The organism is Chromohalobacter marismortui, from assembly GCF_004364315.1.
Classification (GTDB): domain Bacteria; phylum Pseudomonadota; class Gammaproteobacteria; order Pseudomonadales; family Halomonadaceae; genus Chromohalobacter; species Chromohalobacter marismortui.
This window is the reverse complement of the sequence record NZ_SOBR01000002.1, coordinates 549,117-573,726: the sequence shown is the minus strand read 5'-3', so window position 1 is coordinate 573,726 and position 24,610 is coordinate 549,117. Positions and strand designations below refer to the sequence as shown.

At 62.7% G+C, this 24,610-nt stretch carries 15 protein-coding genes; 13 read left to right on the top strand and 2 right to left on the bottom strand.

Annotation, left to right across the window (positions count from 1 at the left end):
* Positions 1-4: 4 nt before the first annotated feature.
* From C8E00_RS05870 to eno, 8 genes are all read left to right on the top strand, one after another.
* Positions 5-2,002: a type IV pilus secretin PilQ gene (locus tag C8E00_RS05870; protein WP_133695619.1), complete on the top strand. Its 1,998-nt coding sequence runs from the start codon at positions 5-7 to the stop codon at positions 2,000-2,002.
* Positions 2,002-2,544 carry a shikimate kinase AroK gene (gene aroK / locus C8E00_RS05865; protein ID WP_133695616.1) on the top strand — a complete coding sequence of 181 codons (543 nt, stop codon included), beginning with the start codon at positions 2,002-2,004 and terminating at the stop codon, positions 2,542-2,544. Before C8E00_RS05870 ends, aroK begins: the two co-directional genes overlap by 1 nt.
* 2 nt (positions 2,545-2,546) lie before the next feature.
* Entirely contained in the window at positions 2,547-3,659 is a 1,113-nt protein-coding gene (gene aroB / locus C8E00_RS05860) for a 3-dehydroquinate synthase (protein WP_133695613.1), read from the top strand.
* Between the two features lie 462 nt (positions 3,660-4,121).
* Positions 4,122-8,573, top strand: a complete 4,452-nt coding sequence (gene gltB / locus C8E00_RS05855; protein ID WP_133695611.1) for a glutamate synthase large subunit — start codon at positions 4,122-4,124, stop codon at positions 8,571-8,573.
* A 57-nt stretch (positions 8,574-8,630) separates the two neighbouring features.
* On the top strand, positions 8,631-10,061 hold the full coding sequence (locus C8E00_RS05850) for an FAD-dependent oxidoreductase (protein WP_133695609.1): 1,431 nt from the start codon (positions 8,631-8,633) through the stop codon (positions 10,059-10,061).
* Between the two features lie 272 nt (positions 10,062-10,333).
* The gene (locus C8E00_RS05845) at positions 10,334-11,989 is read left to right on the top strand and encodes a CTP synthase (protein WP_133695607.1); all 1,656 of its coding nucleotides are present in this window, start codon (positions 10,334-10,336) and stop codon (positions 11,987-11,989) included.
* 9 nt (positions 11,990-11,998) lie between these two features.
* The gene (gene kdsA, locus C8E00_RS05840) at positions 11,999-12,850 is read left to right on the top strand and encodes a 3-deoxy-8-phosphooctulonate synthase (protein WP_133695604.1); all 852 of its coding nucleotides are present in this window, start codon (positions 11,999-12,001) and stop codon (positions 12,848-12,850) included.
* Between the two features lie 119 nt (positions 12,851-12,969).
* On the top strand, positions 12,970-14,265 hold the full coding sequence (gene eno / locus C8E00_RS05835) for a phosphopyruvate hydratase (RefSeq protein ID WP_133695601.1): 1,296 nt from the start codon (positions 12,970-12,972) through the stop codon (positions 14,263-14,265).
* A 571-nt stretch (positions 14,266-14,836) separates the two neighbouring features.
* Here eno and fdxA read toward each other — a convergent pair.
* Positions 14,837-15,160, bottom strand: a complete 324-nt coding sequence (fdxA, locus tag C8E00_RS05830) for a ferredoxin FdxA (RefSeq protein WP_133695599.1) — start codon at positions 15,158-15,160, stop codon at positions 14,837-14,839.
* A gap of 175 nt (positions 15,161-15,335) precedes the next feature.
* The gene (gene mutS, locus C8E00_RS05825) at positions 15,336-17,915 is read right to left on the bottom strand and encodes a DNA mismatch repair protein MutS (protein ID WP_133695596.1); all 2,580 of its coding nucleotides are present in this window, start codon (positions 17,913-17,915) and stop codon (positions 15,336-15,338) included.
* A gap of 158 nt (positions 17,916-18,073) precedes the next feature.
* Between mutS and C8E00_RS05820 the strand changes: the two genes are divergently transcribed.
* The 5 genes from C8E00_RS05820 to C8E00_RS05800 all read left to right on the top strand — a co-directional run bounded on the left by C8E00_RS05820 (position 18,074) and on the right by C8E00_RS05800 (position 24,423).
* The gene (locus C8E00_RS05820) at positions 18,074-18,598 is read left to right on the top strand and encodes a CinA family protein (protein ID WP_133695594.1); all 525 of its coding nucleotides are present in this window, start codon (positions 18,074-18,076) and stop codon (positions 18,596-18,598) included.
* 138 nt (positions 18,599-18,736) lie between these two features.
* A complete protein-coding gene (gene recA / locus C8E00_RS05815) occupies positions 18,737-19,813 on the top strand; it encodes a recombinase RecA (RefSeq protein ID WP_133695592.1) in 1,077 nt (358 codons plus the stop codon).
* Positions 19,814-19,815: 2 nt separating this feature from the next.
* On the top strand, positions 19,816-20,274 hold the full coding sequence (locus tag C8E00_RS05810) for a regulatory protein RecX (protein ID WP_133695589.1): 459 nt from the start codon (positions 19,816-19,818) through the stop codon (positions 20,272-20,274).
* A gap of 216 nt (positions 20,275-20,490) precedes the next feature.
* Positions 20,491-23,097 carry an alanine--tRNA ligase gene (gene alaS / locus C8E00_RS05805; RefSeq protein WP_133695586.1) on the top strand — a complete coding sequence of 869 codons (2,607 nt, stop codon included), beginning with the start codon at positions 20,491-20,493 and terminating at the stop codon, positions 23,095-23,097.
* 81 nt (positions 23,098-23,178) lie between these two features.
* Entirely contained in the window at positions 23,179-24,423 is a 1,245-nt protein-coding gene (locus C8E00_RS05800) for an aspartate kinase (RefSeq protein ID WP_133695584.1), read from the top strand.
* Positions 24,424-24,610: the final 187 nt, after the last annotated feature.

Genomic DNA, 24,610 nt, shown 5'->3' with positions numbered 1-24,610 from the left:
CCACATGATGCGGACGTTGCGCGACTGGCTGATCGGCGGGTTCTTCCTCGCCGGGCTGGTCGTCTGTGCCCACGTACAGGCGGCGGCGTTGACGTCGCTTGAATTCGTCCAGCGTGGGGACGGCGGGATCAATGCGCTGCTGGCATTCGATGGACCGGCGCCCCAGCCAAATGGCTATCGCAACGCATCGCCGCCGCGAGTCGTACTCGACCTGCCGGAGACGAGCAGTCGGCTCGAACGACAACGCTTCGAGGTGGGGCAAGGCGGTTTGCAGGAAGTGCGGGTGGCCGAGACACCTGCGCGAACGCGTCTGGTCTTCGATCTCGAGGAGCCTCAGTCTTATTCGGTCCAGCGTCAGGGGCAGCGTCTGCGTGTACGCCTGGGGGGCGAGGCCGGTATGCAGGGCGGCGCGGCACCGCGCATCCGCGATTTCGACTTCCGGCGCGGCGAGAGCGGTGGCGGGCGTTTGGTGGTCACACTCAATCAGGGCGGCGTGACGCCGCAAACGAATACCGAGGGCGACACCTTGACGGTCACGTTGCCCGGCGTACGTCTGCCCGAAGAATTGAACAATATCCTCGACGTGAGTGATTTCGATACCCCGGTATCGCGCATCGTGCCCGATGAGACCGAGAAGGGGGTGACGTTGACGTTCGACAATCGCGAGGACGTTCAGCATCTGGTCACGCAGCGCGGCGACAAGCTGATCGTGGAGGTGCAGCCAGGCGATGAGCAGGCGTCAACGTCAGTGAACGGCGTACCGCAATACGATGGCAAACCGATCAGCCTCAACTTCCAGAACATCAAGGTGCGCGAAGTGTTGTCGGTGCTGTCCAATTTTAGCGGGGTCAATATCGTTGCCAGCGATAGCGTCACGGGCAGCGTGACGCTCAACCTCGATCAGGTGCCCTGGGATCAGGCGCTGGCCTTGATTCTCAAGAGCCATGGGCTGGCGAGCCGGCGCCAGGGCAATGTCATCATGGTGGCGCCCGCCGCCGAGCTGGCTCAGATGGAGCAGCAGACGCAGGAAAGCCTGGAGCAGGCGCCTCTGGAGACCGAATACGTCAAGGTGCGCTACGCCAAGGCCGCCAATCTGGCAGAAATGCTGCGTGGCAGTGAAGGGGTTGGCTTGCTGTCGAAGCGCGGGCGAGTGGTGGTCGACGAGCGAACCAACACCTTGTTGTTGCGCGATACCCCCGAGCAGCTGGCCAGCATCCGTAATATGCTTGCCAAGCTCGATGTGCCGGTCCGTCAGGTTCAGATCGAAGCGCGCATCGTCATCGCCCGCGATACCGCCTCCCAGGAGTTGGGTATCAATTGGGGCGTTTCGCAACGCGAAGGGGTCAGCTTCAACGAGAATGGCGTGGGCAGCGTGGTCGATCGCAACCCCAGTGGCGCCAATCAAGCTTCCGCCGGCCTGTCCGTCGACCTGGGCGATAGCGATGGCAGCGGCTCCACCTTCAGTTTTGGGTATCTCTCCGGCGATGTCCTGCTCGACCTGGAGTTGCGTGCCCTGGAAAGCGAAGGCAAGAGCCAGACCATCTCCCAGCCCAAGGTGATCACCGCCAACCAGAAGACGGCGATCATCAAGCAGGGGCAGGAGATTCCCTATCAGGAGTCGACGTCTTCGGGGGCCACCAACGTGGAGTTCAAGGAAGCGGTGCTCGAGCTCAATGTCACGCCCCAGATCACGCCTGATGGCAGCATCGTCATGGATCTCAAGATCAACAATGATACTGTCGCCGACAACAGCTTTGCCGGTGCCCCGGCGATCGATACCAATTCCATCGAGACCCAGGTGCTGGTGGATGATGGCGAAACGGTGGTGTTGGGCGGCATACTGACCTCCGAACAATTGCGCAATCTCTATAAAACGCCAGTGCTCGGCGATTTGCCGTTCATCGGTTCGTTGTTCCGCTATACCCAGGAATCCAGTGAAAAGGTAGAATTGTTAATCTTCATCACCCCCAAGATCATCGGAGACGAACAGGCGAATCGCTGATGCAGGGTCTGCCCACGATTATTCTCGTCGGCCCCATGGGCGCGGGGAAAAGTACCATCGGACGCCTGCTGGCAGCCGAGTTGAAGCGTGCGTTCTTCGATAGCGATCACGAAATCGAGGCGCGCTGTGGCGCCAATATTGCCTGGATTTTCGATGTCGAAGGCGAGCGCGGTTTTCGCGATCGCGAAACGGCCATGCTGCGTGAGCTGGCAGGCCGCGAAGCCATCGTCCTTGCGACCGGTGGCGGTGCGGTGCTGCGCGAAGATAACCGCCAGGCGCTGCGTGAGCGTGGCACGGTGGTGTACTTGGCAACGTCCGTCGAGCAGCAGATTCGGCGCACGGCCCGCGATCGCAACCGTCCGCTGTTGCGCCATGGCGATCCCGAGCAGGTGCTGCGCGAGCTGTTCGCCAAGCGCGATCCGCTTTATCGCGCCACCGCCGACCTGACGGTACGCACCGATCGGCGCGGCCCACGGGCGGTGGTCAACGAGATCATTCGCCGTACCAAGCGTTTGTCCGATCCACTCGATCTAAAGGCTTGATCATGACCGCCTCGTCTGCATTGCCTTATCAACGTCTGCATGTCGAACTCGATGCGCGGCGCTATCCGATTCATGTCGGGCCGGGGCTGCTCGACGACCCGGACATGCTGGTGCCCTATCTTGCCGGCCAGCAAGTGATGATCGTCACCAGCGAAACGGTGGCGCCGTTGTACCTGGAGCGTCTCAAGCATGCGTTGAGCGGTGATGGTCGTGACGTGCGGGAGATCGTGCTGCCCGATGGCGAGCACACCAAGACACTGGCCAGTGTCGAGCGCATCTGGGATGCGCTGCTCGCTGCCGGCTTCAATCGTCGCTGCACGCTGGTGGCACTCGGCGGTGGCGTGATCGGCGATATGGCAGGCTTCGCCGCGGCGTGCTATCAGCGCGGTGTGGCTTTCGTGCAGGTTCCCACCACGCTGTTGTCGCAGGTGGATTCTTCGGTGGGCGGCAAGACTGGCGTCAATCATCCGCGTGGCAAGAACATGCTCGGTGCCTTCTGGCAGCCGCGGGCGGTCGTGATCGACACCCGGACGCTCACCACGCTGCCGGCCAGAGAGTTATCCGCCGGGCTCGCCGAGGTCATCAAATACGGCCTGATACAGGATGTCGACTTCATCGCCTGGCTGGAGGCGCGCATGTCGGCATTGCGGGCGCTCGACGCCGACGCGCTCACCGACGCCATCCTCAGAAGCTGTGCGATCAAGGCAGAGATCGTCGCCGCCGACGAAACCGAGCAGGGGCAGCGAGCGCTGCTCAACCTGGGGCATACCTTCGGTCACGCCATCGAGTCGCATCAGGGTTACGGTAACTGGTTGCACGGCGAGGCCGTAGGGGCGGGCATGTTGATGGCCGCTGCGTTATCGCAGCGGCTCGGCTGGCTCGAGCCTGACGAGGTGCTACGCGTCGAGGCGCTCATTGCGCATGCCGGTCTGCCAGTGACGGCGCCGGCGTCGATGAGCGGCGACGACTTTCTCTCCATCATGCGGCTGGACAAGAAAAACATCGATGCGCGGTTACGCCTGGTATTGCTGTCACGACTGGGTGACGCCTGTATTCACGATGCGACGCCCTCCGACATGCTCGACGCGCTGCTCACGGACTTCCCGCGTCGCTGATCCTGCCTGGACCTGAACGATGAACGACCATGACGCCTGCCACCTTCGGCAGGCGTTTTTGCTGGTGGCGCAGCGAGGGTCCGCACGTTTGTGCACAGGGGAATTTCGCGCGACAATATTTCCATATCGGCATGCCTCATGCGTAATCGGCATGGGGTGGCGTAAAATATTCGACTAAAGTCGCATGGTGGCGCTTTCTCACGCGTTTTTTACGTAACTAACTGATAAAAGGGTGTTTTTTGGGGAGGGTGCGAGTTGGATCCGCGATGTCGCACGGTTTTGGAGGGGCGTGGTAGGCACTGGAATTGCTTGAGTGGGGGGCAGGGGCTATGCTGATTGGCCTTTTTCACCCCAAAGCGCCACCGAATGATGTGCTTTTCGACCTTCAAAAATAAAAGATAACCGTTAAGCATAACACGATTATTTCTGGACACAAGTTTTCAAAAATTGTGAGGCACGCCCATGATGAGAGGCCTTCACCAGCCTGGCGAGTTCCGTGACAACTGCGGCTTCGGCCTGATTGCGCATATGGAAGGGCAGGCGAGTCATGACCTGCTCAAGACCGCGATCGAGTCCCTGACTTGCATGACCCACCGTGGTGGTATCGCCGCCGACGGCAAGACCGGCGATGGCTGCGGTCTGCTATTCAAGATGCCTAGCGATTTCATGCGCATCGTGGCTCGCGAGGAATTGGCCATCGAACTTGGCGAGCGCTTCGCCGTGGGGAGTGTGTTTCTACCCGATGACGATGCGCGTGAGGCGCATGCGCGCGAGGTGCTGGAGACGCAACTGACGGCGCGCGGTCTGCGTGTCAGCGGCTGGCGCGAGGTGCCCACCGACGCGTCGGTCTGTGGTCCCATGGCGCTGGAATGTCTGCCGCGCATTCGCCAGGTCTTCGTCGAGGCGGACGACGCGCGCGACACCCAGGCGTTCAATGTCGATCTGTTCATGGCGCGGCGTTATGCCGAGCAAGCGCTCAAGACAGAAGAAGACTTCTATATCTGCTCGTTGTCTTCCGAGGTGGTGTCCTATAAGGGACTGATGATGCCGGCGGACCTGCCCACCTTCTATCGCGATCTGGGTGACGAGCGACTGCACACGGCGATCTGCGTCTTCCATCAGCGCTTCTCCACCAATACCGCGCCACGTTGGCCGCTGGCGCAGCCCTTTCGCTTCCTGGCGCACAATGGGGAGATCAATACGGTCGAGGCCAACCGTGGCTGGGCCAATGCGCGCAAGGAAAACTTCCTGTCGCCGTTGTTGCCGGAGATCACCGAGCTCGACGAGATCGTCAATACCTCGGGCTCCGACTCCTCGAGCATGGATAACATGCTCGAGGTATTGCTGACCGGGGGCATGGACCTTTACAACGCGGTGCGCATGATGGTGCCGCCGGCGTGGCAGAACGTCGAAACCATGGATGGCGATTTGCGCGCCTTCTACGAGTACAACTCCATGCACATGGAGCCCTGGGACGGCCCGGCCGGCCTGGTGATGACCGATGGTCGCCACGCAGTGTGCATGCTCGATCGCAATGGGCTGCGTCCGGCGCGTTGGGTGATCACCGAGAACGGCTACATCACGCTTTCCTCCGAGATCGGCGTCTACGATTACAAGCCCGAGGATGTCGTCGCCAAGGGGCGCGTGGGGCCGGGACAGATTCTCGCGGTGGACACCCAGACCGGCGAACTCCTGCACACGCCTGACGTCGATGAACGCCTGCGCTCGGCGTATCCCTATCGGCGCTGGCTGAAGCAGCATGCGCATTATCTGGAGTCGGCACTCACCGAGCTGGCACGCTTCCAGCCTATGGCGCGCGATGAACTCAACGTCTATCAGAAGATGTTTCAGGTGACGTCCGAGGAGCGCGGTCAATTGCTGCGACCCTTGGCCGAAGGCGGCCAAGAGGCGGTGGGGTCGATGGGCGACGACACGCCGATGGCGGTGCTCTCGCGTCATGGACGCCTGCTGACAGATTATTTTCGGCAGAAGTTCGCTCAGGTCACCAATCCAGCGATCGATCCGCTGCGTGAAGCGATCGTGATGTCGCTGGAAACCTGTTGCGGCGCCGAGCTCAACGTCTTCGAGGCGACGCCCGAGCATGCGCACCGCCTGATTCTGACCACGCCGGTGCTCTCGCCGCGCAAGTTCACCGCGCTGGTGACGCAGGACGATCCGGCGTTCACGAGCCACACGCTGAGCCTGGGATACGACCCCGAGCACGACACGCTCAAGCAGGCGCTGCTCGCCCTATGTCAGCGGGCCGAGGATGCCGCCCGCGACGGCAAGGTGATTCTGGTGCTGTCGGATGCCGATCTGACGCGCGGCAAGCTGCCGATTCACCCTGCGCTGGCGGTGGGCGCGGTCCATCATCACCTGGGCCGCAAGACCCTGCGGCCGCGCGTCAACCTGGTGGTCGAGACGGGCTATGCCCGCGATGCCCACCAGATGGCGGTACTGTTCGGCGTGGGGGCCACGGCGGTGTATCCGTACCTGGCTTATCAGGTCATGGCCGACATGCATAACACCGGCGAGCTGACCGGCAACCCGGCGGACGCCCGCGAGAATTACCGCAAGGGCCTGCAGAAGGGGCTCTACAAGATCCTCTCCAAGATGGGGATCTCGACGCTGGCATCGTACCGCGGGTCGCAGTTGTTCGAGGCCGTGGGGCTGTCCTCCGAGGTCATGGACATGTGTTTCACCGGCATGGCCTCGCGCATCGAGGGCGCCGGTTTCGCCGAGCTGCAGCTCCAGCAGGAACTGCTGGCCCGCGATGCCTGGATCCCACGCAAGGGCATCCGTCAGGGCGGTCTGGTGAAGTACGTGCACGACCATGAATACCACGCCTATAACCCCGACGTGGTCATGCAATTGCAAGGTGCGGTGCAAAGCGGCGATTACGCCAAGTGGAAGCAGTTCGCACAGACCGTCAACGAGCGCTCGGTGGCGACCCTTCGCGACCTGCTGATGCTCAAGCCGGCCCCCGAGCCGTTGCCGCTCGACGAGGTGGAACCGGTCGAGAACCTGCTGCCGCGCTTCGACAGCGCCGGCATGTCGCTCGGGGCGTTGTCGCCGGAAGCCCACGAGGCACTGGCGCAGGCCATGAACGAGACCGGCGGACGCTCCAACTCCGGCGAGGGCGGCGAGGACCCGGCCCGCTACGGTACCGTTCGCTCCTCGAAGATCAAGCAGATCGCCTCCGGGCGTTTCGGTGTGACACCGGCCTATCTGGTCAATGCCGAGGTGCTGCAGATCAAGGTCGCGCAGGGTGCCAAGCCCGGCGAGGGCGGCCAGTTGCCCGGCGGCAAGGTCAACGAACTGATCGCACGGTTGCGCTACGCCGTGCCGGGCGTGACGCTGATCTCGCCGCCGCCGCATCACGATATCTACTCCATCGAGGATCTGGCCCAGCTGATCTTCGATTTGAAGCAGGTCAACCCGGCCGCCCAGGTGTCGGTGAAGCTGGTCTCCGAGCCCGGCATCGGCACCATCGCCACCGGCGTGGCCAAGGCCTACGCCGACCTGATCACCGTCTCCGGCTATGATGGCGGTACCGCGGCGAGTCCGCTGACCTCGATCAAGCATGCCGGCAGCCCGTGGGAACTGGGGCTGCCCGAGGTGCATCAGGCGCTGCGCATCAACAGTCTGCGCGACAAGATTCGCCTGCAGACCGACGGCGGCCTGAAGACCGGTCTCGATGTGGTCAAGGCGGCGATCCTGGGCGCCGAGAGCTTCGGTTTCGGCACCGCGCCGATGGTGGCGCTGGGCTGCAAGTACCTGCGCATCTGCCACCTCAACAACTGCGCCACCGGCGTCGCGACCCAGCACCAGCATCTGCGCGACGAGCATTTCCGCGGCACCGTGGACATGGTCAAGCACTACTTCCGCTTCATCGCCGAGGAAGTACGCGAGCTTATGGCACTGCTGGGCGTGCGCCAGTTGACCGACCTGATCGGGCGTACCGACCTGCTCGAGATCCTCGAGGGTGAGACGGCGTCGCAGCGCAAGCTCGACTTGATGCCGTTACTGCAGAACGATCATGTGCCCAAGGGGGCGCCGCAATTTTGCCAGGTCGGTCGCAACGAGCCGCACGATCCCGGTGCCAAGAATCAGGAAGTGCTGGAGGCGTTGCTGCCGGCCATCGAAGCCAAGTCGGGCGGGGAGTTCAGCTTCCGGATCACCAACTGCGACCGCAGCGTGGGTGCCCGGGTGTCCGGCGCGATCGCCAAGCGCTATGGCGAAGCGGGGCTCGAAGACGCGCCGATTACCGCGCGCTTCTCCGGCGTGGCCGGGCAGAGCTTCGGCGTGTGGAACGCGCGTGGCCTGCAGCTCTATCTCGAAGGCGATGCCAACGACTATGTCGGCAAGGGCATGAACGGTGGCAAGGTCGTCATCGTGCCCCCCCGCGAGAGCCGCTTCGAAAGCCACAAGACGGCGATCATCGGCAATACCTGCCTGTACGGTGCGACCGGCGGCAAATTGTTCGCGGCAGGCACGGCGGGTGAGCGCTTCGCGGTGCGCAACTCCGGGGTGCACGCGGTCATCGAAGGCGCCGGCGATCACTGCTGCGAATACATGACCGGTGGCCTGGTCGCGGTGCTTGGCGAGACCGGCATCAACTTCGGGGCGGGCATGACCGGCGGGTTCGCGTATGTGCTCGACGAAGATCGCACCTTCGTCGATAAGTACAACCACGAACTGGTCGAGATCCACCGCATCAATACCGAGGTCATGGAAGCCTACCGGCGCCATCTGCGGGAGATGATCGAGGACTACGTCGCCGAAACCGGCTCTGCACGGGGGCAGGCGATCCTCGAGGATTTCTCCGACTTCATCCGCCATTTCTGGCTGGTGAAGCCCAAGGCGGCAAGCCTCAACGGCCTGCTGGCGCAATCTCGGCGTCAGCCGGAATAAGCGCCGTCGGCGGCCTGAGTAGCGCCTGCTACTCGCTGAATAACAGGAGAGACGATCATGGCAACCCGTCTGAATAACGATTTCCAGTTCATCGATGTCGGTCGGCAAGATCCGCAGAAGAAGGACGCGCGTGCCCGCGCCCGCGAATTCGCCGAGATCTACGAGCCCTACAAGCCCGGCGAGGCGGCCAGCCAGGCGCATCGCTGCCTGGATTGCGGCAACCCTTATTGCGAGTGGAAGTGCCCGGTCCACAATTACATTCCCAACTGGCTGAAGCTGGTCAGTGAGGGCAACATCCTCGCCGCCGCCGAGCTATCGCACAGCACCAACTCGCTGCCCGAGGTGTGCGGTCGTGTATGCCCGCAGGATCGCCTCTGCGAGGGTGACTGTACGCTGAACGATGGCTTCGGTGCGGTCACCATCGGCTCGGTGGAGAAGTACATCACCGACACCGCCTTCGCCATGGGCTGGCGGCCGGACATGTCCAAGGTCGAGTGGACCGACAAGCGCGTCGCGGTGATCGGCGCCGGGCCGGCGGGATTGGGCTGTGCCGATATCCTGGTGCGCAACGGCGTCAAGCCGGTGGTGTTCGACAAGCATCCCGAGATCGGCGGGCTGCTGACCTTCGGCATTCCCGAGTTCAAGCTCGAGAAGAACGTCATGAAGCGTCGCCGCGCGGTCTTCGAGGAGATGGGGATCGAATTCCGTCTGGGCGTGGAAATTGGCGCCGACGTGTCGCATGAGGTGTTGCTCGACGAATTCGATGCCGTGTTCATGGGCATGGGCACCTACAAGTACATGGAGGGCGGCTTCCCCGGCGAGGATCTGCCCGGCGTGCACAAGGCGCTGGATTTCCTGGTCGCCAACGTCAACCATTGCCTGGGCTTCGAGAAGACGCCCGACGATTACGTGTCACTCGAGGGCCAGCGCGTGGTAGTGCTGGGCGGCGGCGATACGGCGATGGACTGCAATCGCACCTCGATTCGCCAAGGTGCGACCAGCGTGACCTGCGCCTACCGTCGCGACGAGGACAACATGCCTGGGTCGCGCAAGGAAGTGGCCAATGCTCGCGAGGAAGGCGTGGAGTTCCTGTTCAATCGCCAGCCGGTGGCCATCGTCGGCGAGGACAAGGTCGAGGGCGTCAAGCTGGTGCGCACGCGTCTCGGCGAGCCGGATGCCAATGGGCGTCAGCGGCCCGAGGTAGTGCCGGGATCGGAAGAAGTGTTCGCCGCCGACGCGGTGATCATCGCCTTCGGTTTCCAGCCCAACCCTGCCGATTGGTTCGACACGGTGGGCATCGACCTCGACGAACGCGGTCGCGTCAAGGCGCCGGCACAGCGTGACTTCGAGCGTGGCTTTGCCTTCCAGACCAGCCATGAGAAAGTCTTCGCCGGTGGTGACATGGTGCGTGGCTCTGACCTGGTGGTCACCGCCGTCTATGAAGGCCGTCAGGCGGGCGAGGGCATCCTCGACTACCTCGGCGTGTAACGCTTGATGGGGCAAGGCTACCGGTGTCGGTAGCTTTGCTCTACTGGCTTCTTCGGCAACGGGTCTACGCGGGGGCTGTAAATACATCCCTGGCGCGCTACTTTTGTCCTCCCTGGCAAAAGCCCCTTGCGACGACCTGTTCCCTTGTACCGCTTTCGATATGCTTCCGCTCGAAGCTCAAATTGAGCGCTCGTGGGGAATCTGCTATTCTGGCGTCCCATCCAGGCCCGGTTCTCTCCACGGCCTTCAGATCACGTTTCGACAGGTTTTCCATGACGCGATATATCTTCGTGACCGGCGGTGTTGTGTCCTCACTCGGCAAGGGCATTGCCTCCGCTTCCCTCGCGGCGATCCTCGAGGCGCGCGGCCTCAAGGTCACCATTCTCAAGCTGGATCCGTACATCAATGTCGATCCCGGCACGATGAGTCCGTTCCAGCACGGCGAGGTGTTCGTCACCGAAGATGGCGCCGAGACCGATCTCGACCTGGGCCATTACGAACGCTTCATCCGCACCAAGATGACGCAGGGCAACAACTTCACCACCGGCCGCGTCTACGAGCACGTGCTGCGCAAGGAGCGTCGCGGCGATTATCTCGGCGGCACCGTGCAGGTGATTCCGCATATCACCGACGAGATCAAGCGCCGGGTCTATGAAGGCGGGGATGGGTTCGATGTCGCGCTGGTGGAAATCGGCGGCACGGTGGGCGATATCGAATCGCTGCCGTTTCTCGAGGCGACGCGTCAGATTCGTAGCGAGAAGGGCGCCAGCCAGGCACTCTTCATGCACCTCACGCTGGTGCCTTATATCAAGACCGCCGGCGAAACCAAGACCAAGCCGACCCAGCACAGCGTCAAGGAACTGCGCTCCATCGGCATTCAGCCGGATATTCTCATCTGCCGCAGCGAAGTCGAGCTGGAGGAAAGCGAGCGACGCAAGATCGCGCTGTTCACCAACGTCGAGGAACGCGCGGTGGTGCCCTTGCAGGACGCCGATACCATCTATCGCATCCCGTTGATGCTGCACGAGCATGGCCTGGACGACATCATCTGCGACAAGCTGCGTATCGAGGCCGACGAGGTCGATCTCGCCGAGTGGGTGCGGGTGCTGGATGCCAAGCTGAATCCGCTTAAGTCGGTCAACATCGCCATGGTCGGCAAGTACATGGAGCTGCTCGACGCCTACAAGTCGCTCAACGAGGCGTTGATCCATGCCGGTATCCAGGGGCGGGTCAAGGTCAACATCGACTACATCGACTCCGAGGACATCGAACACCACGGCACCGAGCGTCTGGCCGGCAAGGACGCCATCCTGGTGCCGGGCGGCTTCGGCGAGCGAGGCGTGGAAGGCAAGATCGCCACCGCGCGTTATGCCCGCGAGAACGGCGTGCCCTATCTGGGGATCTGTCTGGGCATGCAGGTGGCGGTCATCGAATATGCCCGTCATGTCGCGGGCTGGGCGGATGCCAATTCCACCGAGTTCACTCATGATACCCAGCACCCGGTGGTGGGGCTGATCACCGAGTGGGTCAACGCCGAAGGCAAGATCGAGCTGCGCGATGCGGCCTCGGATCTGGGCGGTACCATGCGGCTCGGTGGCCAGATATGCCATCTCAAACCGGGCACGCGGGCACATGCGGCCTATGGTCTGGAGGACATCACCGAGCGCCATCGGCATCGCTTCGAGGTCAACAACCAGTTCGTCGATGCCCTGGAAGACGCCGGCCTCGTGATTTCCGGCAAGAGCGCCGACCACTCCTTGGTCGAAATGGTCGAGCTGCCTGATCATCCCTGGTACGTGGCCTGCCAGTTCCACCCGGAATTCACCTCCACGCCGCGCGATGGGCATCCTTTGTTCTCCGGTTTCGTCAACGCCGCGCTGGAGTATAAAGCTGCGGCCGCGCGGGCACGTGCACAACAGCAGAGCTGAGGAAGCACTATGGCCGAGATATCCAAGCAGATTGAGTTTGCCGGCCTGAGGGCCGGCAATTCATTGCCGCTGACGCTGTTCGGCGGCATGAACGTACTCGAATCCCGCGAGATGGCCCTGGAAGTAGCCGAGGCGTATGTCGAGGTCACCGGACGCCTGGGCATGCCCTATGTCTTCAAGTCCAGCTTCGACAAGGCCAATCGCAGCTCGATCCACTCGTATCGTGGCCCGGGCCTGGAGAAGGGGCTCGAATGGCTGGCCGAGATCAAGGAACGCTTCAACGTGCCGGTGATCACCGACGTGCACGAGCCCTGGCAGGCGAAGCCCGTCGCCGAGGTGGCCGACGTGATTCAGCTGCCGGCCTTCCTGGCCCGCCAGACCGATCTGGTGGTGGCGATGGCCGAGACCGGCGCAGCGATCAATATCAAGAAGCCGCAATTCATCGCCCCGCATGAGATGCGTCATATCATCCGCAAGTGCGAGGAAGCCGGCAATTCGCGGCTGATACTCTGCGAGCGTGGTGCCAGCTTCGGTTACAACAATCTGGTGGTCGACATGCTGGGCTTCGGGGAAATGAAAAAGACGGGCTACCCGGTCTTCTTCGATGTCACCCATGCGCTGCAGCAGCCTGGTGGCCGTGCCGACAGTGCCGATGGGCGTCGTGCGCAGGTCGCCGAGCTGGCACGCGCGGGCGTCGCAGTAGGGCTGGCAGGGCTGTTCCTCGAGGCGCATCCCGACCCCGATAACGCCAAGTGCGACGGTCCATGCGCGCTGCCCCTGAACCGACTCGAAGGGTTCCTGAGTCAGCTCAAGTCGATCGACGACCTGGTCAAGGGATTCGCGCCCCTGGAAATCGACTGAGACACCGACGCATGCGATAGTCGAGTACACGACGAGCGGAGCCGCCCGTAGCGGTCAACGCGACCGCTACCCTCTCGATATGCTGAAACGACCCATCGTTAACACGAGGATGACTCGCAATGGCTGAGATCAAAGATATCCACGCGCTCGAAGTGCTGGACTCCCGCGGCAACCCGACCGTTCAGGCCGATGTCGTGCTGGCGAGTGGCGTGCGTGGCACGGCGTGCGCGCCGAGCGGCGCTTCCACCGGCTCCCGCGAAGCGCTGGAATTGCGTGACGGAGACAAGTCGCGCTATCTGGGCAAGGGTGTGCTCAAGGCAGTCGACGCCGTCAATGGCAGGATACGCGGCGCCCTGGTGGGCAAGGACGCGCTCGACCAGCGTGGCCTGGACAACGCCATGCTCGAGCTGGATGGCACTGACAATAAAGCGGGACTCGGCGCCAACGCCATCCTCGCTGTATCGCTCGCGGCCGCCAAGGCCGCCGCCATCGAGAAGGGCGTACCGCTCTATGCGCACGTTGCCGAGCTTTACGGCCAGCCGGGTCAGTTCCGCATGCCGGTACCGATGATGAATATCCTCAATGGCGGTGAGCATGCCGATAACAATGTCGATATTCAGGAATTCATGATTCAACCGGTGGGCGCGCCCGACTTTCGCGAAGCGCTGCGCATGGGTGCCGAGGTCTTCCATACCCTCAAGAAGGTGCTCGCCGCGCGCGGTCTGTCGACCTCGGTGGGCGACGAGGGCGGCTTCGCGCCCAATCTGGCATCCAACGCCGAGGCGCTGGCGGTCATCCAGGAGGCCGTGGAAAAGGCCGGCTATACCCTGGGCAAGGAGGTGACCCTGGCCCTGGACTGCGCCGCCTCGGAATTCTATCAGGACGGCCAGTACATCCTCTCGGGCGAAGACAAGTCCTATGACGCGGCCGGCTTCGTCGATTACCTCGCGGCACTCTGCGATCAGTATCCGATCGTCTCCATCGAGGATGGCATGGACGAGTCCGACTGGGCGGGCTGGAAGGCTCTGACCGAGAAGCTGGGCGACAAGGTGCAGCTGGTCGGCGATGATCTGTTCGTGACCAACACGCGCATCCTCAAGCGCGGCATCGACGAGCACATCGGCAACTCCATCCTCATCAAGTTCAACCAGATCGGCTCGCTCTCCGAGACGCTGGACGCCATCAAGATGGCGCAGGACGCCGGTTTCACCGCGGTCATTTCGCACCGTAGCGGTGAGACCGAAGATACCACCATCGCCGACCTGGCCGTGGGCACGTCCGCCGGTCAGATCAAGACCGGATCGCTCTGCCGCAGCGACCGTGTGGCCAAGTACAACCGCCTGCTGGTCATCGAGCAGGCGCTGGAAGGCCAGGCCGTGTATCCGGGGCTGGCGGCGATCAAGGGACAGGGCTGATACCGGTACACTACTCGTCCTTATGACATGACGTTTGCAGCTTCGCGGCGGCCACAGGGCCGCCGTTTTGTTTGATGCCTCGTGCGGGCGGTGCTCTGCGGGAAGTGTGTAAGTTTGGGATTCTTTGTTTGTAAGACATTTCGTACAAAGAATGCCATCCATCGGCGATAAACAAGAGCAATAGGTGCGATAAACGTTCCTTGTTTATTTTAGTTCGTTGTTTTTAAAAGGTTTTTATATTCCCTGCCCGACGCTCTCGGGGAAACGTCAGGGGATGGGCCCGGTTGAGGCCTGCCACGGCTTCCGCAACAATGCGTCTGCACAGGATGAGCAAAGGCATTGCTTACCTGGAGGCAGATTGGGATGCAGCAGGGTGCGCCTGTCGTGGAGGGAGCCCATGGCAGGCATGGAGCGCACTCAGAGAGTCGAGCGGAGGGACCCGCTCAGGGATGAATGGGATGCAGCGGCCTTCGGGCCGCTTTTTTTGTGTGTGCTTTTCTGACGGGTCGAAAAACGCCGGCCTCGTCGAGAGGCCGGCGTTGCGTGGCGCGCCGAGGATGTTGCGACCCGATCAGCGTTCGAGGTATTGCAGCTTGTCAGCGCTACCGTCCCATTGCTCAGCGTCGGGAAGCGGGTCCTTCTTCTCGCTGATATTGGGCCAGACTTCGGAAAGTTCGGCGTTGAGCTCGATAAAAGACGTCTGGTCGTCGGGTAATTCGTCTTCCGAATAGATCGCTTCGGCGGGGCATTCCGGCTCGCACAGTGCGCAGTCGATGCACTCGTCGGGGTGGATCACCAGAAAATTGGGGCCTTCGTAGAAGCAGTCCACCGGACAGACTTCGACGCAGTCGGTGTATTTACAGCGAATGCAGTTTTCGGTGACGACGAATGTCATGGGGGGTCTCCTGAATCTCGGTCGCGGCGGTGCCCGGAACTGACAGCAAGGTTATAAACGAGGCAGCGATTTATAATGGCATATTCTAATGGCGCCACATTTTAGTCGCGCGCCCGGCGTGCGGGCAAGCCGGTGCCGCAAACGTTTTGGAATGGCCTCATAGCCAAACGCCCCCTCAGCATTGTTCGCGCCACTCATAGAGCAAGGCCATGGCCTGACGCGGGGATATCTCGTCGAGGTCGAGCTTTTCCAGTGCCTCGACGACCGGATGTGGCGCGCTGGCGAACAGGTCCGCCTGCTGTGGCGTGGCAGCGTCGCTGTCACCCATGCCGCCACGCGTGCCGGCTTGATGCACTTCCTGTTGTTCCAGGGTGGCGAGTTTTTCACGTGCCCGGGCGACGACCCGAGGCGGCACGCCGGCGAGCTGTGCCACCTGCAGCCCGTAGCTCTGGCTCGCCGGCCCTTCCTCGACGCGGTGCATGAAGACGATGCCATCGCGGTGCTCGGCGGCGGTCAAATGCACGTTGGCCACGCCGTCATAGGGCTCCGTCAACGCGGTCATTTCGAAGTAGTGCGTGGCGAAGAGCGTGAAGGCGCGCCGTTCGACCAGATGCTCGGCGCTGGCCCAGGCCAGCGAGAGGCCGTCGAAGGTACTGGTGCCGCGCCCGATCTCGTCCATCAGCACCAGGCTATGTTCGGTGGCATTGTGCAGGATGGTGGCGGTCTCGGTCATCTCCACCATGAAGGTCGAGCGGCCGCCGGCGAGATCGTCGCTGGAACCGATGCGCGTGAAGATCCGGTCCACGGGACCGATCTCTGCCTCGTCGGCGGGCACGCAACTGCCGGTATGCGCGAGCAGCGCGATCAAGGCCGCCTGGCGCATGTAGGTGGACTTGCCGCCCATGTTGGGCCCGGTGATGACCAACAGGCGCCGCGTTTCATCGAGCATCAGGTCGTTGGGCACGAACGGGTGATCGCTGACATGTTCGACCACCGGATGACGCCCTCCGCGAATGCGCAGCCCGGGCTGATCGCTCAGGCGGGGGCGTACGAAATCCAGCGCCAAGGCACGTTCGGCGAAACATGCCAGCACGTCGAGGGTCGCCAGGGCGCGTGCGGTGCCTTGGAGTGCTTGGAGGTCGACGTTGAGCGTTTCCAGCAAGCCGTCGTAGAGCAGCTTTTCGCGGGCCAGTGCGCGCGACTTGGCCGACAGTGCCTTGTCCTCGAACTCCTTGAGCTCGGGGATGATGAAGCGCTCGGCGTTTTTCAACGTCTGGCGGCGGATGTACTCGGCTGGGGCCTCGCGGGCCTGGGCACGCGGAATCTCGATGTAGTAGCCATGCACCCGGTTGTAGCCGACCTTGAGACCGGCCAGGCCGGTGCGTTCGCGCTCACGGGTCTCGAGCTCGACCAGATAGTCCCCGGCGTGCTCGGCCAGGCCACGATATTCGTCGAGTTCCTCGTCGAAGCCGGTGGCGATGACGCCGCCGTCGCGGATCACCACGGGCGGATTGTCGACCAGCGCCTGGGTCAGCGTCTCGGCGAGTTCGGGGTACGGCTGGATGTGGCGCTTGAGTTCGTCGATGGCGGTGCCGTCGTCGAGCTCGGCCAAGTCGCGCTCCAGCGCGGGCAGGGCGTTGAGGGCATCGCGCAGACGGGCCAGGTCGCGCGGCCGGGCGCTGTAGAGCGCTACCCGGGCGAGAATGCGTTCGATGTCACCGATGGCCTTGAGGGGGTCGCGCAGGGCGGCATGACGCTCGCCGTCGATGAGACATTGTACCGCTGCCTGGCGCGCCTGAATCTGAACGGTATCGCGCAGCGGCCGGTTGAGCCAGCGCTTCAACTGACGCGAGCCCATGGCGGTGGCGGTGGTATCCAGCACACTGGCCAGCGTATTCTCGAAGCCGCCACCGAGATTGATGTCGATCTCGAGGTTGCGGCGGCTGGCGGCATCGATCACCACGGCTTCGTCGCGTGTCTCCACGGCGATGCCGGTGACATGTGGCAAGCGCGAGCGCTGGGTGTCGCGGGCATAGTCGATGAGCACGCCGGCAGCGGTCAGCGCGGTGGTGAGATGTGCGCAACCGAAGCCGCGCAAGTCGGCTACGCCGAATTGATCGCACAACAAGCGCTGAGCGCTCTCCAGATCGAACAGCCAGTCGCCTTGGCGGCGAAAACCGGGACGCTCCACCAGGCTGGGCGGTAGTGACAGACTTTCCGCGGCGAGCAGTTCGGCGGGATCGAGGCGCTGTATCTCGGAGAGCATATCGCTCTCGCCATCGACTTCGAGCACGCTGAAATGGCCGCTGGAAAGCTCTAGCCAGGCCATGCCCCAGCGTTCTCCGTGGGGATGCACGGCCAGCACGAGATTGTCACGGCGTGCGTCGAGCAAGGCTTCGTCATGCAGGGTGCCGGGCGTGACGATGCGCACGACCTGGCGATCCACGGGGCCCTTGGCGGTACTGGGATCGCTCATCTGCTCGCAGATGGCCACCGACTCTCCCGACTTGACCAGTCGTGCCAGGTAACTCTCGGCGCTATGATAGGGCACGCCGGCCATGGGAATCGGCTGGCCGGCGGATTGACCGCGCTGGGTCAGAGTGATGTCGAGCAATTGCGCGGCGCGCTTGGCGTCGTCGTAGAACAGCTCGTAGAAATCGCCCATGCGATAGAAGAGCAGCACCTCGGGATGCTCGCGCTTGATCTTCAGGTACTGGACCATCATCGGGGTATGTTGGGCAGACGCCTGGCTCATGCGAATCCTTGTCGTGCCGGTGGCTGATGTTGCCAAATGGGAGTGAGACGACGCAGCGTTGGATGTGCCTGCAAACGTTCGCCAAAGCCTCTATTCTACGCATTCGGGTGGGTGGCGTCAGCGTTATGCTACTCACCATGACGACTGGGAGATGCGACATGGCGGTGACGCTGACAGCATGGCAAGCCTTTTCACTCGCGGCATTGGCCGAGCGCCTGGGGCACGCATGCCTGGCGGTGCATGCCAGCGTGACGGCGGCGGAGTCCTGCACCGGAGGCGGTGTGGCCAGTGCCATTACCGAGATCGCGGGTAGCTCCGCGTATTTCGAGACCGGCTACGTGACCTATGCCAATGGCGCCAAGCAGCGTCTACTCGGGGTGCGCGATGCAACCCTTGCCGAGCATGGCGCGGTCAGCGCCGAGACCGTGCGCGAGATGGTCGCCGGGGCGTGTCGCGATAGCGGCGCCACGCTGGGGGTGGCGATCAGCGGTATCGCGGGGCCTGACGGCGGCAGTCCCGCCAAGCCCGTGGGCACGGTCTGGTTCGCCTGGGGCGATGCGCAAACGCAGGAAAGCGAGTGTCATTCTTTGACGGGCAGACGTGACATCGTGCGTGAGAAAGCGGTGCGCGTGGCCCTGATCGGGCTGATCGAGAGGCTTGAAAAGACACTATCGCCGACGTGAGACCGGGTCGTAAACAGAGGTAGGCGGCGAGAAATTTTTTCGTCATACTACTGTCTGGTCATACAGTATTTTGCGGTCGGTGCCGACATGCGTCGGCACCGCCGTGCGAGCTTCGACGTCCTTCGATAGGAGATCTTCATGGCACAGGACGACAACCGTTCCAAGGCGCTCAACGCAGCGCTTTCCCAGATCGAGCGCCAGTTCGGCAAGGGCGCCGTGATGCGTCTTGGCGATACGCCGCGCGTGGCTATTCCCGCCGTGTCCACGGGGTCGCTGGGGCTGGATATCGCGCTTGGCGTGGGCGGCCTGCCGATGGGCCGCGTGGTCGAGATCTTCGGCCCCGAGTCCTCGGGCAAGACCACGATGACACTGTCGGTCATCGCCCAGGCGCAGAAACAGGGCAAGACCTGTGCCTTCATCGATGCCGAGCACGCGCTGGATCCGAGTTACGCCGAAAAGTTGGGCATCAATCTCGATGATTTGTTGGTCTCGCAGCCGGATACCGGCGAACAGGCACTGGAAATCTGCGACATGCTGGTCCGTTCGGGCGGTGTCGATGTCATCGTTGTCGACTCGGTCGCGGCGCTCACGCCGCGCGCCGAGATCGAAGGCGAGATGGGAGACTCCCACGTCGGCCTGCAAGCTCGGTTGATGTCTCAGGCGCTGCGCAAGGTGACCGGCAACATCAAGAACGCCAACTGCATGGTGATGTTCGTCAACCAGATTCGCATGAAGATCGGCGTGATGTTCGGTAGCCCCGAAACCACCACCGGCGGCAACGCACTGAAATTCTACTCCAGTGTGCGCCTCGATATCCGCCGGACTGGCTCGGTCAAGCAGGGCGACGAGGTGACCGGTAACGAGACCCGCGTCAAGGTGGTCAAGAACAAGGTGGCCCCGCCGTTTCGCCAGGCAGAGTTCCAGATCCTCTATGGCAAGGGGATCTATCATGCGGGTGAGGTCATTGACCTTGGGGTGCAGCAAGGCTTGGTCGACAAGGCCGGCGCCTGGTACAGCTATCAGGGCAACAAGATCGGTCAGGGCAAGGCCAATGCGGCGCAGTTCCTCGAGGACAATCCGGCGATCATGGACGAGATCGAAAGCGAGATTCGCGCGCGGTTGTTGTCCACGCCCAAGACAGAGGACGACAAGCCGGCGGAAGACGCAAGCAAGGATAAGGCCGCGGCGACTCAGGACGACGATAGCCTGCTGTAACCATGGATAAGCACGAGACGACACCTCGCGACGATGCCATCCGCTTGTTGGCTCGTCGCGACTATTCGCGGGCTGAGCTGGTGTCGCGACTGGCGGCGCGTGGGCATGAGCGTGCCGACATCGCGTTGGCGCTGGATGCGCTGGCCGAGGAGGGTTTGCAGTCCGATGCGCGCTTCGCCGAGCAGTTCGTCCGCTCGCGTTTGTTTCGTGGCCAAGGGGAAATGAAGATTCGCGCCGAGTTGAGCGCGCGGGGTGTCAGCGACGAGATGGCGCGCGAGGCGCTCGAAAGCGAGTCCCCCGATTGGCATCGCCTGGCACGCGAAGCCTTGGCCAAACGCTTCGACTCACCCGGCCGCGAGCCGCGAGAACGCGCCAAGCGCGAGCGGTTTCTGGCGTCACGCGGGTTCGGTTTCGATCAGGTGCGTCATGCCATGGCGCATGCTTGGGAGGATACTCGCTAGGCCTTCGCGGGGCGCACGCCATGCATGACCTCCCTTCCTGCTGCTGTCGCGGCACCTCTTTAGTCCCCCGTCGAACGCGTTATACTAGTGCGCCTTGCGATGGTTCGGGGCGACTCGTTTTCCGTCATTCGCCGACTTTCGCGTTTCTCGCCCACCGCTTGTCCGGTCGGGCCGCGCGTGCCCGCAGCGCCTAACGCACACCGCCACGGAATTTCTATGAAAAGCGCAGACATCAGACAAGCCTTTCTGACGTTCTTCGAGGAGCACGGCCATACCATCGTGCCGTCGAGTTCACTCGTGCCCAGCAACGACCCGACGTTGCTGTTCACCAATGCCGGCATGGTGCCGTTCAAGGACGTCTTCCTGGGACGCGATCCGCGCCCCTACGTACGCGCCACCTCGCCGCAGCGTTGCGTGCGTGCCGGGGGCAAGCACAACGACTTGGATAACGTCGGCTACACCGCGCGTCACCACACCTTCTTCGAAATGCTGGGGAACTTCAGCTTCGGGGATTACTTCAAGCGTGACGCCATTCGCTTTGCCTGGACATTTCTGACCGAGCGTCTGGGGCTGCCGGCCGAGAAGCTTTGGGTCACCGTTCACGTCAGTGACGACGAAGCCGAGAACATCTGGAAAGAGGAAATCGGCGTCGATCCGGCGCGCTTCTCCAAGCTCGACGAGGACAACTTCTGGCAGATGGGCGATACCGGCCCCTGTGGCCCGTCCTCGGAGATCTTCTACGATCATGGGCCCGAGGTTGCGGGTGGCCCGCCGGGAAGCCCCGACGAGGACGGCGATCGCTACATCGAGATCTGGAATCTGGTGTTCATGCAGTTCGACCGCGATAGTGCGGGCACGCTGAATCCGTTGCCCAAGCCGTCCATCGACACCGGCATGGGCCTGGAACGTGTCGCGGCGGTGATGCAGGGCGTGCATTCCAATTACGAGATCGACCTGTTCCAGAATCTGCTCGATGCCGCGGCACAAGCCACGGGCTATGCGGACACCAGTGCGCCGTCACTGCGCGTGATCGCCGATCATATCCGTTCCTGTGCTTTCTTGATCACCGACGACGTATTGCCGTCCAACGAAGGGCGCGGTTACGTGTTGCGGCGCATCATCCGTCGCGCCATCCGCCATGGCCATAAGCTCGGTACGCGCGCGCCGTTCTTCCATAAGCTGGTGGCAGCGCTGGATGCCGAAATGGGCGATGCCTACCCGGAACTGCGCAAGACCCGCGTACAGATCGAGAAGGTACTGCTCAAGGAAGAAGAGCAGTTCGCGCGGACACTGGATCACGGCATGGGCCTGTTGACGGATGCGTTGGATACGCTCGAAGGCGACGTGCTGCCGGGCGAAACCGTCTTCAAACTCTACGATACCTATGGATTTCCGTTCGACCTGACGGCGGATGTCTGCCGTGAGCGTGGCGTGACGCCGGATGAAGTCGGCTTTCAGCGTGAGCTCGAGGCGCAACGCGAGCGTGCCCGTGCAGCCAGCCAGTTCGGCGCCGACTATACGGCGGCGCTCGACCTGGAGGGTGAGACGGCGTTCACCGGCTATGAGCGGCTGGAAGACGAGGCCCGTGTCACCGCCCTGGTGGATCGCCAAGGCAATGCCCTGGCGGCGCTCGAAGCTGGGCAGCAGGGTGTCGTGGTGCTGGATCGTACGCCGTTCTATGGCGAGTCGGGTGGACAGGCCGGCGACACCGGTTACTTGAACGCCAACGGCACGCGTTTCCAGGTGACCGATACCCAGAAGCAGGGCGGTCATCATTTGCATCATGGGGTGCTCGTCGAGGGATGCCTCGAAGTGGGCGACAGCGTCACGCCGCAGGTCGATGCCGATCTGCGGGCGGCGACCATGCGCAATCATTCGGCGACGCACTTGCTGCACGAGGCGCTCAAGCAAGTATTGGGCGAGCACGTACAGCAGAAGGGCTCGTTGGTGACGGCGGAGCGCCTGCGCTTCGACTTCAGCCACTTCGAGGCGATGACGCCGACACAGCTCGAGGAGGTCGAGCGTATCGTCAATGCCCAGATCCTCGCCAACGCCGACACGCGTATCGAGCAAATGACCCTCGACGAGGCCAAGGCGAAGGGCGCTGCAGCGCTCTTCGAGGCCAAATATGCCGATAATGTGCGCGTGCTGACCATCGGGGCCGACGATTTCTCCATCGAGCTGTGTGGCGGCACACACGTGGCACGCAGCGGCGATATAGGGTGTTTCCACATTCTCAGCGAGGCGGGGGTCGCCGCGGGCGTGCGCCGCGTCGAAGCCGTGACCGGCGAAGGCGCGCTGGCGTATTTCCGCGATCAGGAAGCCAAGGTCCTGCGTGTCGCCGAGCAGCTCAAGGCAAAACCCGAGCAGGTGGAGGCGCGTCTCGACGCCACGCTCGAGCGCAATCGCAGCCTGGAAAAGGAACTCGAGCGGCTCAAGGCCAAGCTGGCGAGTGCCGCGAGCGGCGATATGCTGGCCGAGGTGCGCGAGGTGGCGGGCGTCAAGGTGCTCGCCAAGCAGGTCGAAGGTATCGGTGGCAAGGAACTGCGCGGCCTGCTCGATCAGCTCAAGAACAAGCTGGGCTCGGGCGTCATCGTGCTGGGCGTGGCCGGCGACGAGAAGGTCAGCCTGATCGCCGGCATCACCGATGATCTGACCGCGCGCCTCAAGGCCGGCGATCTGGTCAAGCATGTCGCCGAGCAGGTCGGCGGCAAGGGCGGTGGCCGGGCCGACATGGCCCAGGCGGGCGGCTCGCGGCCACAGGCATTGCCCGATGCCCTGGCGAGTGTGCCGCGTTGGGTCGAGGCTCGGCTCGGCGAGTAAGATCGTGTGAAAAGGGTCGTGCGCATGGCGCCGGCCCTTTTCTTCATTCATGCTTGGGAAAACCACCACGGATAGGCAGCCATGGCGCTATACGTACAGAAGTTCGGGGGGACCTCGGTGGGCTCGGTGGAGCGCATCAAGGCCGTCGCCGAAAAAGTGAAGCGATTCCGCGACGAGGGCCACCAAGTGGTCGTCGTGGTGTCGGCAATGAGCGGGGAAACCAACCGGCTGATCGATCTGGCGAGCCAGATCAATGATGAGCCCACGCCGCGCGAGATGGATATGCTGGTGTCCACCGGCGAGCAGGTCACCAGCTCGCTGCTGGCCATGGCCTTGCATAAGCTGGAGGTGGCGGCGACGTCCTATACCGGCGGTCAGGTCGGCATCCAGACCGACAGTGCCTACACCAGGGCGCGTATCCAGCGTATCGAGACCGACGACATTCAGGCCGATCTCGACGACGGTCAGGTCGTGGTCGTGGCCGGCTTCCAGGGTGTCGACGACGAGGGCAACATCACCACGTTGGGGCGCGGCGGTTCGGATACCACGGGTGTGGCCCTGGCGGCGGCGCTCAAGGCCGATGAATGCCAGATCTACACCGATGTGGACGGCGTTTATACCACCGACCCGCGGGTCTGCTCCAAGGCTCGGCGCTTGTCCTCCATCACCGTCGAGGAAATGCTCGAGCTGGCCAGCCTGGGCTCCAAGGTATTGCAGATTCGCGCCGTCGAGTTTGCAGGTAAATACAATGTACCGTTGCGTGTGCTGTCCAGTTTCGAGGACGGCCCCGGTACCCTGATCGTCGCTGAAGAAGAAGAGGCCTCCATGGAAGAACCGCTGATCTCCGGTATTGCCTTCACCTCCAGTGAAGCCAAGCTGACGTTGCTCAACACCCCCGATGTGCCGGGCGTGGCGTCCAAGATCCTGGGGCCCATTGCCGATGCCAACATCGAAATCGACATGATCGTGCAGAACGTGGCCCCGGCCGGTGACTACACCGACTTCACGTTTACCGTGGCCAAAAGCGATTTCAAACAGACGCACAGCATCCTGCAAGATCAGGTGATCCCGGCGCTGGGCGGTGGCGAGTTGCGTGGCGACGAGAATATCGCCAAGGTCTCGCTGGTCGGCGTGGGCATGCGCTCGCATGCCGGTGTGGCGTCCAAGATGTTCCGTGTGCTGGCCGAGGAAAACATCAATATCCGCATGGTCTCCACCTCGGAGATCAAGATTTCCGTGGTGATCGATGAGAAGCAGATGGAACTGGCCGTGCGCGCGCTACACACTGCTTTCGGGCTCGATAAAGACAGCATACAGGGCGAATAAAAAAAGAAATTTGGCCTTCTCGGCTCATCGGCTTCTACGCTGAGAGTTGCGTCAGGACGACGCCGGAAGGCCATATGGCATCTTCCGTTCAGTGCGCTCTTGGATGCGTGCTCGCGTGATTGGCTCTCGGGGCGTCTATGAAGCATAATTTACCCCCGTACTGTCGCTTGGCGGTGCATGCATCCCG

Coding starts and splice junctions, on each gene's coding strand:
- C8E00_RS05870 (WP_133695619.1), top strand. CDS start 5: ATGATGCGGACGTTGCGCGACTGGCTGATCGGCGGGTTCTTCCTCGCC.
- aroK (WP_133695616.1), top strand. CDS start 2,002: ATGCAGGGTCTGCCCACGATTATTCTCGTCGGCCCCATGGGCGCGGGG.
- aroB (WP_133695613.1), top strand. CDS start 2,547: ATGACCGCCTCGTCTGCATTGCCTTATCAACGTCTGCATGTCGAACTC.
- gltB (WP_133695611.1), top strand. CDS start 4,122: ATGATGAGAGGCCTTCACCAGCCTGGCGAGTTCCGTGACAACTGCGGC.
- C8E00_RS05850 (WP_133695609.1), top strand. CDS start 8,631: ATGGCAACCCGTCTGAATAACGATTTCCAGTTCATCGATGTCGGTCGG.
- C8E00_RS05845 (WP_133695607.1), top strand. CDS start 10,334: ATGACGCGATATATCTTCGTGACCGGCGGTGTTGTGTCCTCACTCGGC.
- kdsA (WP_133695604.1), top strand. CDS start 11,999: ATGGCCGAGATATCCAAGCAGATTGAGTTTGCCGGCCTGAGGGCCGGC.
- eno (WP_133695601.1), top strand. CDS start 12,970: ATGGCTGAGATCAAAGATATCCACGCGCTCGAAGTGCTGGACTCCCGC.
- fdxA (WP_133695599.1), bottom strand. CDS start 15,160: ATGACATTCGTCGTCACCGAAAACTGCATTCGCTGTAAATACACCGAC.
- mutS (WP_133695596.1), bottom strand. CDS start 17,915: ATGAGCCAGGCGTCTGCCCAACATACCCCGATGATGGTCCAGTACCTG.
- C8E00_RS05820 (WP_133695594.1), top strand. CDS start 18,074: ATGGCGGTGACGCTGACAGCATGGCAAGCCTTTTCACTCGCGGCATTG.
- recA (WP_133695592.1), top strand. CDS start 18,737: ATGGCACAGGACGACAACCGTTCCAAGGCGCTCAACGCAGCGCTTTCC.
- C8E00_RS05810 (WP_133695589.1), top strand. CDS start 19,816: ATGGATAAGCACGAGACGACACCTCGCGACGATGCCATCCGCTTGTTG.
- alaS (WP_133695586.1), top strand. CDS start 20,491: ATGAAAAGCGCAGACATCAGACAAGCCTTTCTGACGTTCTTCGAGGAG.
- C8E00_RS05800 (WP_133695584.1), top strand. CDS start 23,179: ATGGCGCTATACGTACAGAAGTTCGGGGGGACCTCGGTGGGCTCGGTG.